14 protein-coding genes and 1 pseudogene are annotated in these 13,122 nt (G+C 62.8%); 5 read left to right on the top strand and 10 right to left on the bottom strand.

The features are described from left to right. The 3 genes from JNG39_RS20935 to JNG39_RS20925 form a co-directional block, all read left to right on the top strand. On the top strand, positions 1 to 606 hold a 606-nt coding region (locus JNG39_RS20935; protein ID WP_368313899.1), incomplete at its 5' end, for an RHS repeat-associated core domain-containing protein. Further along, entirely contained in the window at positions 590 to 1,030 is a 441-nt protein-coding gene (locus JNG39_RS20930; RefSeq protein ID WP_368313897.1) for a hypothetical protein, read from the top strand. The genes JNG39_RS20935 and JNG39_RS20930, both read left to right, overlap by 17 nt. A gap of 286 nt (positions 1,031 to 1,316) precedes the next feature. Continuing rightward, positions 1,317 to 1,754, top strand: a complete 438-nt coding sequence (locus tag JNG39_RS20925) for a hypothetical protein (RefSeq protein ID WP_368313896.1) — start codon at positions 1,317 to 1,319, stop codon at positions 1,752 to 1,754. A 1,272-nt stretch (positions 1,755 to 3,026) separates the two neighbouring features. Here the strand turns inward: JNG39_RS20925 and JNG39_RS20920 are convergent. The 9 genes from JNG39_RS20920 to JNG39_RS20880 form a co-directional block, all read right to left on the bottom strand. After that, the gene (locus tag JNG39_RS20920; RefSeq protein WP_368313895.1) at positions 3,027 to 3,680 is read right to left on the bottom strand and encodes a ChrR family anti-sigma-E factor; all 654 of its coding nucleotides are present in this window, start codon (positions 3,678 to 3,680) and stop codon (positions 3,027 to 3,029) included. Beyond that, complete coding sequence (locus tag JNG39_RS20915) at positions 3,677 to 4,255, bottom strand: sigma-70 family RNA polymerase sigma factor (protein WP_368313894.1); 579 nt, start codon at positions 4,253 to 4,255, stop codon at positions 3,677 to 3,679. The genes JNG39_RS20920 and JNG39_RS20915 overlap by 4 nt, the downstream gene beginning before the upstream one ends. Before the next feature lie 94 nt (positions 4,256 to 4,349). Further along, a complete protein-coding gene (locus tag JNG39_RS20910) occupies positions 4,350 to 4,901 on the bottom strand; it encodes a lipocalin family protein (protein WP_368313893.1) in 552 nt (183 codons plus the stop codon). Continuing rightward, entirely contained in the window at positions 4,898 to 6,004 is a 1,107-nt protein-coding gene (locus tag JNG39_RS20905; protein WP_368313892.1) for a cyclopropane-fatty-acyl-phospholipid synthase family protein, read from the bottom strand. Before JNG39_RS20905 ends, JNG39_RS20910 begins: the two co-directional genes overlap by 4 nt. Further along, positions 5,985 to 6,782 carry a DUF1295 domain-containing protein gene (locus JNG39_RS20900; RefSeq protein ID WP_368313891.1) on the bottom strand — a complete coding sequence of 266 codons (798 nt, stop codon included), beginning with the start codon at positions 6,780 to 6,782 and terminating at the stop codon, positions 5,985 to 5,987. Before JNG39_RS20900 ends, JNG39_RS20905 begins: the two co-directional genes overlap by 20 nt. A 17-nt stretch (positions 6,783 to 6,799) precedes the next feature. After that, the gene (locus tag JNG39_RS20895; RefSeq protein ID WP_368313890.1) at positions 6,800 to 8,074 is read right to left on the bottom strand and encodes a class I SAM-dependent methyltransferase; all 1,275 of its coding nucleotides are present in this window, start codon (positions 8,072 to 8,074) and stop codon (positions 6,800 to 6,802) included. Beyond that, entirely contained in the window at positions 8,071 to 8,865 is a 795-nt protein-coding gene (locus JNG39_RS20890; RefSeq protein ID WP_368313889.1) for a DUF1365 domain-containing protein, read from the bottom strand. The genes JNG39_RS20895 and JNG39_RS20890 overlap by 4 nt, the downstream gene beginning before the upstream one ends. Beyond that, positions 8,862 to 10,136 (bottom strand): NAD(P)/FAD-dependent oxidoreductase, encoded by a 1,275-nt coding sequence (locus tag JNG39_RS20885; protein ID WP_368313888.1) that lies wholly within the window; start codon positions 10,134 to 10,136, stop codon positions 8,862 to 8,864. The genes JNG39_RS20890 and JNG39_RS20885 overlap by 4 nt, the downstream gene beginning before the upstream one ends. Before the next feature lies 1 nt (position 10,137). Next, entirely contained in the window at positions 10,138 to 11,088 is a 951-nt protein-coding gene (locus JNG39_RS20880) for an acyl-CoA desaturase (RefSeq protein ID WP_368313887.1), read from the bottom strand. Between the two features lie 198 nt (positions 11,089 to 11,286). Here JNG39_RS20880 and JNG39_RS20875 point away from each other — a divergent pair. Further along, positions 11,287 to 11,469, top strand: a pseudogene (locus JNG39_RS20875) (transposase); the annotation flags it as partial. A gap of 177 nt (positions 11,470 to 11,646) precedes the next feature. Here the strand turns inward: JNG39_RS20875 and JNG39_RS20870 are convergent. Then, on the bottom strand, positions 11,647 to 11,922 hold the full coding sequence (locus tag JNG39_RS20870) for a hypothetical protein (protein ID WP_368313886.1): 276 nt from the start codon (positions 11,920 to 11,922) through the stop codon (positions 11,647 to 11,649). Positions 11,923 to 12,066: 144 nt separating this feature from the next. Here JNG39_RS20870 and JNG39_RS20865 point away from each other — a divergent pair, with 144 nt between their 5' ends. Then, positions 12,067 to 13,119: a GNAT family N-acetyltransferase gene (locus JNG39_RS20865; protein ID WP_368313885.1), complete on the top strand. Its 1,053-nt coding sequence runs from the start codon at positions 12,067 to 12,069 to the stop codon at positions 13,117 to 13,119. The last annotated feature ends 3 nt before the right edge of the window (positions 13,120 to 13,122 follow it).

The raw sequence follows: 13,122 nt of genomic DNA, 5'->3' as shown, positions 1-13,122 counted from the left end.
TTGAACCTGGGTTTCCCAGGGCAGTACTTTGACGATGAGACGAAGACGTGGAACAACGGGTTTCGGGACTATCGGGCGGATTTGGGGCGATACCTTCAAAGCGACCCGGCGGGGTTGGTTGGTGGGAACAATCTATATGTATATGCTGACGGAAGTCCGCTTAGCAACGTTGACCCACTCGGTTTGCGATCGCTGACTCTGTGTGAGGGAGTTATCCTGTCCAAATATTTTCCAGGCAAGGATCTGGGTAAAATTGATATTAAGCAGGGCATTCCTTATCTCGCTAGGAAAGCTGGTGCGGAAGGCGCCGATGCGTGGACTTTCAAAAACACAATCTATTTGGGTATCCCAGATGCACCTGATACGGTTGCAGGTGTTGCGTTGATCGGTCATGAAGTTGTGCATTCGATCCAATACGACCAGTACGGCGTCATTGGAATGGCCCGCCGTTATAAAGCGGCATATAACGAGAATCTCAAGGCTGGAATGTCTGAATACGATGCGTACAGAAACAATCCTTTTGAGATTGAGGGATTCAATATGGGCGCGAAAATTCTCGACCAAGTACAAGCTCAGGGAGGTAGTTCTTGTGGATGCGCGAAGTAAGCTTTTTCTTGTGTTGGCCTCAATTTCAATTAATGCTTACGCCGGCGAGAATGCTGGCGACAAGTTATTGGAAATTCGCCAGCTTCCTAGTGATGAGATGGAGCTCGCATTTCGTAAGCTGGACTATAAGGAAAAGATCGAATTGTTCTTTGAAGCTAATAGACGGCATCCGCCATATAGCGGCTTGAATGATGCCTTCGGAAAAGAGGGTAAGCCATTTCTGGTGTCATTACGTCGTGAGCTGGACAGTCGTGGGGGAGTGCCCGAGGTGCTGTCGTTCTTGGTGATTTTGTCGAAGTTAAAGCGTCAAGGTGACCTTTCCAGTGAGGACATGGGCGAATTACGAGTGAAAGGAATATGCCAGCTTGCCCATCAGAGCCGGTACTGCCCGGAGTTGGAGGGTAAGCTACTGGCGCCAAAATAAAGTTGAATGGCATGCAGGCCGGGCTCGGGTTCTCCATCGCCGACACGTGGTATGGCCCGGGCTATGTCTATGACGGGTTGGGCCGGTTGAGCGCCGTGGTGGACTCAGGCGCAGGCAGGTACCTCTCGTCTGGGATTATGGAACCCCGTTGGGAAGCGCGCCCTATGGCGATGATCCCGCTGATCAGCAACAGATTAATAATGGTATATTGCGGTATCGCAATTGTTGTGATTATTTCATAAATAATTGTTGATTCTCGTCATTCAATACTAAGCATCAGAAAGTCATGAAGCATTTAATGTTTGGTCTAGTCCTTTTCAAGACCCTTGTGATTGCCTCGCTCACATTGCTGGCTGGATGTAAACAATCATTTGAGGCGGCTCGGGTTACCGGCCCTGATGGTCTTTTAGACGCCGTCGTACTCGAGTCGGACGCAGGCGCAACCACTGGTTATACTTACAGCGTTTGTATTGTGGTGCGTGGTAAGCCATGCGTCGCCAATGCTCTTGTCGCGAGATTTGACGAAGCGGCAAGGAGCCCATCTTCTTGGGGTGTTGACGTGGTTTGGCAGTCACCAAAGCATCTTGAAATACGTTACCTGCGGGCGAAATCAGCTGAGTTGATCGATCTGGAGCAACCATCGAGCTCGACGACACGTGTGACTCTCAAGGCTGGTGTCGATAATTTGGCTGCTCCGCATGGACCTATGGTTAAGTCGAATTGAGATCAGGTCGCCAAGGCGAAAACCCAGGAATAGGTAGCTGTAGCGTAAACTCTGCTGGCTTAGCGATACTCTTTCATAGATCACGAGTGTGCAATGGCTGTCGACGCAGCGCTTTGATGTGGCGGGCATTGGCGACGAACTTCTTCAATGTATATATCAAGCACGCGGTACATTGCCTACAAATCGTCCTTCGACATCGGGCACGCTGGCTCGGTCGGTTCGCGCAGCATCGATGATTCAGATACCTCAAGGAGGAAGTATTTCATCATTTTTCGATTCGTTTAATCCAGGAATGCAGCCATGAGGTCGAGAGCGATCAAGATTCTGGTTTTCATATTTTTTCCTTTGGCTGCGGCATTGGCTTTCTATCCAATGCTTAAGCAAAAGTTGCTCGCAGACAAAAACTTTCTTGAGCTTACGCAAGCCTCTGTTTGGGCTGATCTTCAAGGCTTGGAATACACTCACAGATCGTTGCCTGGATTGAAGATGCCTATGCTTCTCGAAGGCGCGATTAATTCATCAAAATACAATGTACTTGGCGTGAGGGGACTGAGCGAAAGGACTCCATATGTATGGATAGTTCTCAATGACAATGCAGGGGCTAACGGAGTCTACGCAATGCCGTCGAACGTGAACTTCCATCTTTCATGCATCTATTTGAAAGAACTCGAGTCAAGAGAAGATATTGACAGCGTTGCCGACCAATTCCTTAAGAGGCGTTGCATTGACTGATACGGAAATTTCCCTCTCCGCGCGACCGCGGCCTACTAGGTGAACCCGCAGGGGCAGCGACCGCGCAAGGTGGGCACGCTCGGCACGACCTCCTTCGCCCCGGATCGCGGCGGCCCGCTGCTGGCGGAGTACGCCAATGGCGGGTGGGTCGATTACGTCTGGATCCATGGGCGCCTGATCGGGCGCGCGTCGGTTGTCGAGCGGGCTCCTATGCAGAAGGGGGAGGTTCCATAGCCCAGACGGAAGAATGGATGCTGTTGTTCTCGAAGGCGGTGTTGACGCTACAAGCCCCTATAACTATAGGGTGTGTGTTGTTTCTAAAAATCGGCCATGCGGTACCGATGATGTGGTCGCAGAGGTTTTCGGCGCTGCAAGAAGTGATTTCGATCTTTCATGTGCCTATCTTAAGGACCCCGAATCGAAGGAAGACATCGACGACGCTGTCGATAAAGTCCTTAGAGAACCTTGCATGAAGTAGTTTCGCAGGCAGTACTCATAACGCACTCCCGCTGTGCCGCTCACTAACGAAATTCGCTCTTTCTACATCCGAACCATCGGCTGAAGCATCCGTGCCAGCCATCCGGAGAACACCAGCGGCGCATCGGTCGCCGCCACGCAGATGCAGGGAATGCCCGGCGCGGTGACGGGTTGATGTTCCGTGTCGTTGTCCAGGTCGGCGACGTCGCCGGGCGCGAAGTGGCCCAGCGTGTCGTCGTAGGCGCCGCGCAGGATCATGGTCAGTTCGCTTCCGCCATGGGTGTGCATGGGCAGGCTGCGGCCCGGCGCGACGCGCAGGAGCATCAGGTGGTCGGGTACGCCTTGTGCGCGGATGTGGTGGATGCCGGGGCCGATCCACTTCCAGGACAGCTCACGGTACGAGCGGCCGAAGTACGGCCACAGCGGTGTCGGGAGGAGGTCGGGATCGTGCCGGCCCGGTGCGTCGTGAGGTTCCCGCATCGCTGGGCCGTCCTCGTTCAATCTCGACAGGAGTCGTTCCGCGGCATCGGAGGAAAGGGGGATCCCTTCCTGCTGGCTGAGCAACTGGCCGCCGATGGCATCCATGTCCCGCAGGCACTCCCGGCAAGCGTGGCAAACGCTGAGGTGCGCGGAGACGACGGCCGAGAACGCGCTCGACAGCGCGCCGGCCGAATAGGCCATGAGCGTGGCGACGTCGGGATGGTGGTGCGGCTTCATGGTGCTTTTCTCAGGGTGGCCTGCAGCTTGGCGAAAGCCCTGCGCAGGTTGGACTTCACCGAGCCCAGGGGCTGGCCCAGTTCGCGGGCGATCTCGCCGTGGCTCCTGGCCTCGAAATACGACATCCGGATCATCCGGGCCTGTTGCGGCGGTAACTCGGCGATGGCGCGGTCCAGGCCCACGCCGTCGGCGAAGGATTCGGTGGAGGTGACCCCGTCGTTCGGCGGAAGGTCGTCCAACTGCTCCAGGTCGTCCTGGATCGCGAGCCAGTGCGGCTCGCCCCTGACGCTGTCGATGTAGAGGTTGCGCGCGATGCGGAACAGCCAGGTGGACACGTTGGCCCGGGACGGATCGAACTGGGCGGCGCGGTGCCACAGCCGCAGCATGGTTTCCTGGACCAGTTCCTCCGCTTGCGCCGGTACGACGCCCATCCCCACCAGATAGCGCTGCAGGCGCGGGCCGAAGTGGGCGAACAGGCGCATGAACGCATCGACGTCGCGGCGCGCGCTGACCGCCGTCATCTGCGCGGACCAATGAGCGGCGTTATCGGTGTCCGGGCATGCCCGATGAGCCATGCGTCGCACCGCCTTGACGGAGTGGGGAAGGGGAGTGGCGTCCGGTCGCATCATACCGCTTCGGCGAAGTCCATGAGGCGAAGGGCCGTACTCGTCAACGGGCCGACGCTTCGGGCCATTGCTGGGGCACCTTGCGCAGTTTCGCGGTGTCGTAGCCCATCGCCGCCACGCGCGCGACCAGCGCTTCGTAGTCGGCGTCGGACATCGTGGGCGTGCGCGACATGATCCAGACGTAGTCGCGCTTGTCCCGTGCCACGATCACCTGCCGGTACGCCGGATCGAGCCAAGCGATGACGTACTGGGCCTTGATGGGCCAGACGAACTGCATGCCCCACACCGCATTGCGCGTGTCCGCGTGAGCGAATCCCTTCGCATGCATGGTCTTGAGTTCGCCCGTGGCTTCCTTCTTGCGATAGCGGAAGTTCGTTTCGATGGTCCCGTCCGCGGTGAGCCGATAGGACTCCACGGCATTCACCGCCTCCTTCTCGAACCGCGTGGGGATCGAGGCGATGACGTACCAATCGCCCGCGTATCGGGCGACGTCCACGCTGGAGGCGCGGGGTACGGGTGGTTGCGTGGAAGCACAGGCGGTGAGCGGAAGCATGGCGAAGGCCACGCCTCCCAGGCGCGAGATCAGGGATTTCATGGGCGTCGTCCTCCGTCGCGGTTCGGCACGAACCGGTAATGCGAAACCATCCATTCCTGGCCGTCGGCATACCCGAACAGTTCGGCACAGGACATCCAGAAGATGCGCCACCGGTGGAACCAGAGGCGCGCCAGCGAATCGGAGCGGTAGGCATCGGACAGCACGCGCATGACTTCGTAGCGATGGCGGTCCTGGTTGGCGAGCCACGCGTTCGCCGTGCGCTCGTAGTGCGTGCCATCCACCAGCCACTGCCCTTCGATGCGCAGGTCGCGCTGGAACCACAGCAGCGTGTCCGTGGCCGGCATCATGCCGCCGGTGAAGAAATGGCGTCCCATCCAGTTGTCTTCCCCATCGGTGTCGAAAAGATAAGCCGAGCGACGGTGCGCGAAGATGTGCACGAAGAGGGCGCCGTCCGGACGCAGCCACTCCGCGATGCGTCGCATCAATGCCTGGTGGTTGCGTACGTGCTCGAACATCTCGACCGATACGCATCGGTCGAACGAGGCGGGAGGCAACGCCAGGGTGTTGATGTCGCAGGTCACGACGCGGACGTGCGGCAACCCGCGCCGCCGGGCCTCGGCTTCGATGTGCGCGCGCTGCGAGTGGGAATTCGACACCGCGGTGATTCGCGCGTGGGGATAGCGCTCGGCCATCCAGAGCGTGAGCGAGCCCCAGCCGCAGCCGAGTTCGAGGATGTCCTGGCCGTCGGCGAGCTGCGCACGCTCGGCGTAGAGACGGAGCATCGCTTCCTCGGCTTCGTCCAGGGTTTCCCCGCCCGTCGGGAAGTAGCAGGACGAATACTTCAGTCGCGTCCCCAGGCATCGCTGGAAGAACCCGGTGGGCACCTCATAGTGCTGCGCGTTGGCCTCGTCGGTGTGGATGGCGAGCGGGGCCTGGGCCACGGCCTGCAGGAGCGTGGCGTGGCGCGTCATGTCGGCTTCGGCGCCTCCGCGGCGGCAGTCGTCCAGCCGTTGCGCGCAGAGGCGCCGGATGCCGAGGCGGATGAGTGGATCGGGAAGCAGGCCGCGTTCGGCCAGCCCGAGCAGACCCGGGGCGGCTCGGTCGGCGGGCAGCAACGCGTGCTCAGCGACGGTCGTGTTCATGGGTGTCTCCGGAAGAGGAGGAGGAGGGAAACCACGGGATCAACGCGGATGTGGTGCGTTGGTAATCCCGGTAGTCGTCGCCGCGCGTGCGGACGGCTTGCGCTTCGGTGAAGGGGACGCCGCTGAGCCAGCGCACGAAGACGTACATCACGATCGGGCCCACCCAGGCCAGCCACCCGAAGGGAGAGCCCACGGCCAGCGCTACGTACGCGAACCAGTGCAGCCATTCGAAGAAGTAATTGGGGTGTCGCGAATAACGCCACAGGCCGCCGCGAAAGGTCCTGCCCCGTTGTGCCGGTTGCGCGCGGTGCTGGGCCAGTTGGCGATCGGCGACGGCTTCGCCGATGACGCTGGCCGTCCAGATGACGACGGCGAGCACCACGCCGACGGGACGTGGCGCGGGGTTGGCCGCGGCGGCCATGAACGGCAGGGCGAATAGCACCACGATCGCCGCCTGGGCCTGGAAGAACGCGAAGAACTTGCCTTGGTGGCCGTGCCAATGTGAACGCAGGTAGCGATAGCGGCCGTCTTCCGATTCGCCGCGCACGCGCTGCCATAGGTGCGTGGCAAGGCGCGCGGACCATGCCAGTCCCATCGCACCGGTCAGCAGGCGTGCCGTCGCCGCACCGTTCGCCGTGGCGGCCATCAGGAGGGCGGCCAGCCCGACGCCGGCCGTCCACAGCACGTCGACGATGCCGGCATTGCGATGGCGACGCTGCCACGACCATCCGACGGTCATCAGCACGATCATGACCACGGCCAGGACCGCCAGGCTCATGAGGGCGGCCGATCCGTTCATGCCGTCCAGCCCTGTGCGGCGGGACGCGCCTGCGGACGCGCCAGGAGCAGATGGCACACGCCGATGGAGCGCTCACGGAAGCCGCCTTCGCAATAGGCGAGGTAGAACTCCCACAGGCGCGCGAAACGCTCGTCGAAGCCCTGGCCATGCACGTCGTCGAGGCGCGAGAGAAAGCGCTCCCGCCATGCCTCCAGCGTGCGTGCGTACGACAGGCCGAAGTCTTCCTGGTGCACGAGGGCCAGGTCGCTCGATCGCGTCTTGGCGGCGAGCATCGCGCTGACCGAGGGAATGAAGCTTCCGGGGAAGACGTACCGCTTGATGAAATCGACGGCGGCCAGGGCCTGCTCGTAACGGTGGTCTTCGATCGTGATGGCCTGGATGAGCGCGACGCCTTGCGGCGTCAGCAAGCGGCCGATCTTGGCGAAATAGGTGTCCATGTACGTCGCGCCGATGGCCTCGATCATCTCGATGGACACCAGTCGATCGAAGGAACCTTCCAGGTCGCGATAATCCTGCTGGAGCACGGTCACCCGGTCGCCGAGCCCGGCTTCGGCCACGCGCTCGCAGGCGAGGCGGTATTGCTCGGCGGAGATCGTGGTGGTGGTGACGTGGCAGCCGTATCGGGATGCCGCGTGTATGGCGAAGCCGCCCCATCCGGTGCCGATCTCCACCACGCGCATGCCCGGGGCCAGGCCCAGCTTGCGGCAGATGACGTCCAGCTTGCGCGTGGAGGCGATCTCGAGCGTGTCCGTGGCTTCGGTCCACATCGCGGACGAGTACATGAGGTCGTCGGAGAGAAACAGCTCGAAGAACGCGTTGCCCAGATCGTAGTGGGCGGCGATGTTGCGCCGGCTTCCCTTGCGGGTGTTTTCGCGCAGCGCGTGCCACGCGCGCATGGCCATGCCGCCCCATCGGGCGAGGCCGGTCTCCATGCCGTCGAGCAGATCGCGGTTGCGTACCAGCAGGCGGACGAGCCCCACCAGGTCGGTGCAACGCCAGTAGCCTTCGATATAGGCCTCGGCGGCGCCCACGCTGCCATGTGTCGCCATCAGCCGATAGAAGCGCGCATCGCGCACATCGACATGGATGTCTTCCTCGGCAGGGTCGGCGGAGGCGGTGCCCAGCGTTTCCGTTCCCCAGGCATCGCTCACCACGAGGCGGCCGCGTTCGAGCGTCGCAAGCGAGCCGAGCAGTTGCCTGCGAAGGAATCGATCGAGCGAAGACCCTTCGCTGGTGCCATCCCGGAGCGAGTCGTTGGCGAGTTCGTTCATGGTGAATCTCCATGGTCGGCACGAGCCAGGCGCGCGTGGCCCGGATGGTCGTGCACGGGTGTTTTCTTCAGCCAAAGGCGCAAGGCCTGCCAGTGAATGGCGCCGATGACCCGTGCCGTCATGAGCGGGTAGCGCCACAGCACGCGGGCCAGGCCGGGGCCGTTTAGCGGATGGCGGGCGAGGGCGAGCGTGGCGTCGAATTCGCAGGCCTCGTCGCGATGCACTTTCATGTGCACGCGCAGATCGTCGCCCGGGGCGGTGAAGCGCCAGTCGTAGCGGCGCTCCATGGCCATGAAGGGCGATACGTGGAAGTCCTTGTCGAAGGCCCACGCCATCGCGCGGCCGCGTTGGACGGCGCGATCCACCGGAAGCACGTAGGCATGGCGTTCGCGCCACGGCGTGTTGGTGATCTCCGCGACGATCGCTTGCAGGTCGATGCCGTCGTCGGCGTAGCAGTAGTAGAACACCACCGGATTGAAGACGTAGCCGGCATAGCGCAGGTGGGCGAGCATTCGTATCGGGCCGGTGGGACGGTGCCCCGTGTATTCGCGTACCCGTTCACGGATCGCCTCGTGCAGCGGCATCGCGGGCGAACCCAGGTAGTCGCCGCGCCGAAACTGGGCGAGGTTGGCGCGGTCGACCGACCACAGCCATCGGTCATGAAACACCCTGTCCAGTTCGTCGAGGTCGAGGTAGAGCTGCGCCATCCGATAGGTGAACGCATGCGGCCGCGGCAGGTGGCGCCGATGGGTGACGGTTCCCTCGTAAATGGCGCTGGCCGGGGATGTCATGCGGCCACCCGCCCCGCCTCCGGCGCCGCCACGCCGTCGGCACGTTGCAAGGCGGACACCACGTCCACCGCGCTGCGCATGCCGTCTTCGTGGAATCCCCAGCCCCAGTAGGCGCCGGCGAACCAGGTGCCCCTCATGCCCTGGATCTCCGCCTTGCGCGACTGGGCGCGCACGGTGGCCTCGGTGTAGACGGGATGGGCGTAGGTCATCCGGCGAAGCACGTGGGCGGGATCGATGGCCGCCGTCTGGTTGAGGCTGACCACGAGGGGACGCGCCGACGCGATGCCCTGCAGCAGGTTCATGCAGTAGCTGACCGTGCACTGCGCGCCGGGCGTCGCGGGGATGAGCGCGTTCCAGGCCGCCCATGCCTTGCGGCTCCGCGGTAGCACGCTGGCGTCGGTGTGCAGCACGGTGTCGTTGAGCTGGTAGGGAATCGCGCCGAGGATGTCGCGCTCCGCCTCGGTGGCGTCGCCGAGGAGGGCCAGCGCCTGGTCGCTATGGCAGGCGAGGATCACCTGGTCGAACGATTCCTCGCCCGACGCGGTATGCACCCGCACGCCGTCGGCGTGACGCGTCACGCGTCCCACCGGGCAGGCCAGGCGCTCGTCGATCCGCCAACGGCTGCGCATGGCATCGACGTAGGTCCGCGAGCCGCCGTCGACGACCTGCCACTGCGGGCGGTCGTCGACCTGGAGCATCTGGTGATTGGCCATGAAGCGCACGAGGTACTGCACGGGAAACGCCAGGATCGCCTCGGCCGGCGACGACCAGAGCGCGGACGCCATGGGCACCAGGTGTTCGTCGCGAAACGCCGCGCCATACCGATGTTCCGCGAGGTAATCGCCCAGGCGTTGATCCGTCGCCGCATCCAGCACGGCGGGCGCTTCCCTGTAGAACCGCAGCAGGTCCCTCACCATGCCGAGGAAGCGGGGCGAGAACAGGTTGCGTCGCTGGCAGAACAGCGTATCCAACGTCGTGGCGTTGTATTCGAGGCCGGAGGCCGCGTTGCGCACCGAGAAACTCATCGTCGTGGATCGGGACGCCACGCCGAGTTCGTCGAACAGGCGATTCAGGAGCGGGTAGTGCACCGGGTTGTGCACGATGAAGCCGGTATCCACCCGATGCCGTTGCCCTTCGATCTCGACATCGTGGGTGTGCGTGTGGCCGCCGAGGTAATCGTTGGCCTCGAACAGTACGACGTCGTGCTCGTTGCGCAGCATCCAGGCACACGCCAGGCCGGAAATACCCGAACCGATGACGGCGATGCGCATGTCAGCGTTTCCCCTTGGCGCGTACCCACTCGGGAACCGGTTTGAGGTCCCACACGAGGCCACAGGCCTGCATGGCCTTCAGGCCATACCAGGTGAGATCGATTTCCCACCAGCGAAACCCTTGCCTGGCCGAACCCGGGAAGAAATGGTGGTTGTTGTGCCAGCCCTCGCCGAAGGTCAGCAGGGCTAGCCACGGATTGTTCCGGCTGTCGTCGCGGGTGGAGAAGCGCCGGGAACCGAAGCGATGGGCGAGGGAATTGATGGTGACCGTGGCGTGGAACAGTACGACGGTCGAGACGAAGAACCCCCATACCAGCAGCTGGGCACCACTCGTTCCCCACGACGGAACGAACGCATTCAGCGCCGCACCGAGAGCGAAGAGAAAGACTGCGAGGGCGACGGGCACCACGAGGTCGTAACGGTCGAGCCAGCGCAGCTCGGGGTAATCGCGCAGGTCGGGCAGGCGATTTAGGTCGGTGGCGAACGCGGCGGGGGTCAGGAACCACCCGGCATGGCTCCACAGGAATCCGTGGACGCGCGGCGAATGCGGGTCGCGTGGGGTGTCCGCGTGGATATGGTGGTGTCGATGATGCGCCGCCCACCACAGCGGACCGCGCTGCACACAGGCGGCACCGATCACGGCGAACACGAACTGCACGGCGCGGGAGGTGCGGAACGCGCGATGGGAGAAATAACGATGGTAAAAGCCCGTCAGCGCGAACATCCGCACGGCATAGAGGAGGATGGCGACGACGATCGCCACCGGGGAGACGCCGACCCAGATCACGGCGACGCAGGCCAGGTGCATGGCCAGGAACGGTGCGGCGCGCCACCAGTCGATACGGTTATCGTCCGCCGCGACCGGGGCGGCCTGACCGTCGAACCACAGGCGAAGGCTGCGCAGGCGGGACCGGCGCGGCGGCGAAGCGGGAGAGGGGGCGGCGGGGTTCATCGAAAGGTTCCTGACCTGTCCTCAATCGCTTACGTGGAAAACGGGCGATTGGATGCACTGTCGGGCAGCGTTAACTCTGGCACTGACTTACTTGCCTGATTCCCTTGGCTTATTTCCGGGCGTTCGCTCGACGCCCCCCCCCCCGATGTGACCAGCGCACCGGTTTGGGTCCAATCCCCCACACGAAGGAGATCGGACGTGAAGAAGCGTTTTTCCCAAGAGCAGATCATTGGCTTCTTGCGTGAAGCGGAAGCCGGGATGACGGTGAACGACCTATGCCGCAGGCACGGCTTCAGCGAGGCCTGCCACTACCTGTGGCGCAGCAAATTCGCCGGCATGAGTGTGCCGGACGCCAAGCGCCTGACGGAGTGGGAGACCGAGACGGTCGGCTGAATCCGCATATTCGAATTCCCCGAAATACACCCTGCACCATCGGCTTGACAGTGCGGTGTTCAAGGATCCTGATTCGACCCGCATCGTCATCGCAGAGGTGTGGCACGATAGCCTCCCGCGACCGACCCGGGCAAGAATCTGCCTTTCATCGAGTACGTATGGATATTACCTGCGCGATGCATCGCGGCATGTGGCGATCGCATGCTCGATCGCCTCGACGAGATCGGCCACGCGCATCGCCTGATACATCTCGAGGATCTGCGACGAGAGGAACGCCACGTCATGTTCGGCTTCCGCTTGCAAGACGACCGCGGTGAGTCCGAGCGAGTCGAACTCGATGTCGTCGAGCAGCGTTTCCATGTCGATCGGACCATGAGCGTCGCCATACGCGCCGCGCAACGCGTCGAGCACCAGCTCCTTGACGGTGAGCGTCGGTTCCATAGGCTGCGTCTCCCCTGGTTGCGTCGATGCGCCTGGCGAGGCCATGCCTCGCCAGGCGGCCTCGGCTGATGCTAGCATCAGCCGCAGCCTGCGGCAAAGCCACCTTCAGGTGAGCCGTGTACCGGTCGAGGGGGTTATCGACGCATGAGGATCGATCCACGAACGCCGCTGGATATCGTCGTGACGTCCGACATCGTCGACGTCGACATTGACGATCTGGTGCGTTTCAGTGAACTGGCCTGGCGACACAACTACAAGGGGCGGCTACGCGTCGTGTACGACGCCGCATTTTATGCGTGGTTGCTGAGCGGCAAGGATTGGTTCGCGGTACTGGCACGCAACGGCGAGGGGCGCATCGTCGGCTGCATGTTCGCCCTGGTGCGCGATCTCTACAGTCGCGGCGAGTCGTTTCCCGCGGTCTATTCGACCGGTTGGGCGGTGGATCCGGCCTATCGACGCACAGGCGTGTCGCTGCGGCTCTGGCAGGCCCTTCACGATCGCGTCCGCGAAAGCGGATATGTGTCGATCGGTGCATCCCACGCGGGGCTCTCCGGAACGCGCGGCGATGTCGTGTTTCGCGACGACGCCGAGGACCGCGGCAGGATCGTCGCCCATCACGGCTCTGCCATCTGGAGTCGCCCCGTCGATGGCCCGGCCATCGCGCGCGCGCGGGTCGCCATGCAACGGCTTTGCTTCGTCGATGGCGAGCACGCGCTGGAATACGCCGACACGCCCATCGACCTTGCGACGCTCTCCTCGTCGCTCGCCGCGACCGGGCGGCTCGCCTTCGCGCCGTCGCGGCACTTCCGGCACATCTATCTCAACAGCGAGTTCACCCGTTCGGGAACGATGTGGGTCGAGACGGAGGATGGCGCGCGGTGTGCGGTGGGATTCGCGATCTTCGCCCTGGCGCTGGACGATCTCCCCGTGGGTACGATCGGTCGTATCCAGTTCTTTCTGCCGTTCGACGGCAGCGAGGTGGGGCAGGTCGATGCCCTCGACGCGATGTGCGCGTTCCTGGCGCGCCAGGGATGCTCCACGGTATCGATGGTCGAGCAACCGGCGCCTGGGCCCGCGGTGATGGAGCGATGCGGGTTCACGAAGGCCGCCGACAGCGTCACGTTCAGCGTGCGCAGTCCGGCCACGCTGGCGCACCGATTCGATGACGCGTCATCCTTCGCGCTCGATTTCCTCTAGGGT

The sequence above is a fragment of the Luteibacter sp. CQ10 genome (genome assembly GCF_040900725.1).
GTDB lineage: Bacteria > Pseudomonadota > Gammaproteobacteria > Xanthomonadales > Rhodanobacteraceae > Luteibacter.
The sequence above is the reverse complement of the archived record's forward strand: the minus strand, read 5'-3'. Positions and strand labels throughout refer to the sequence as shown.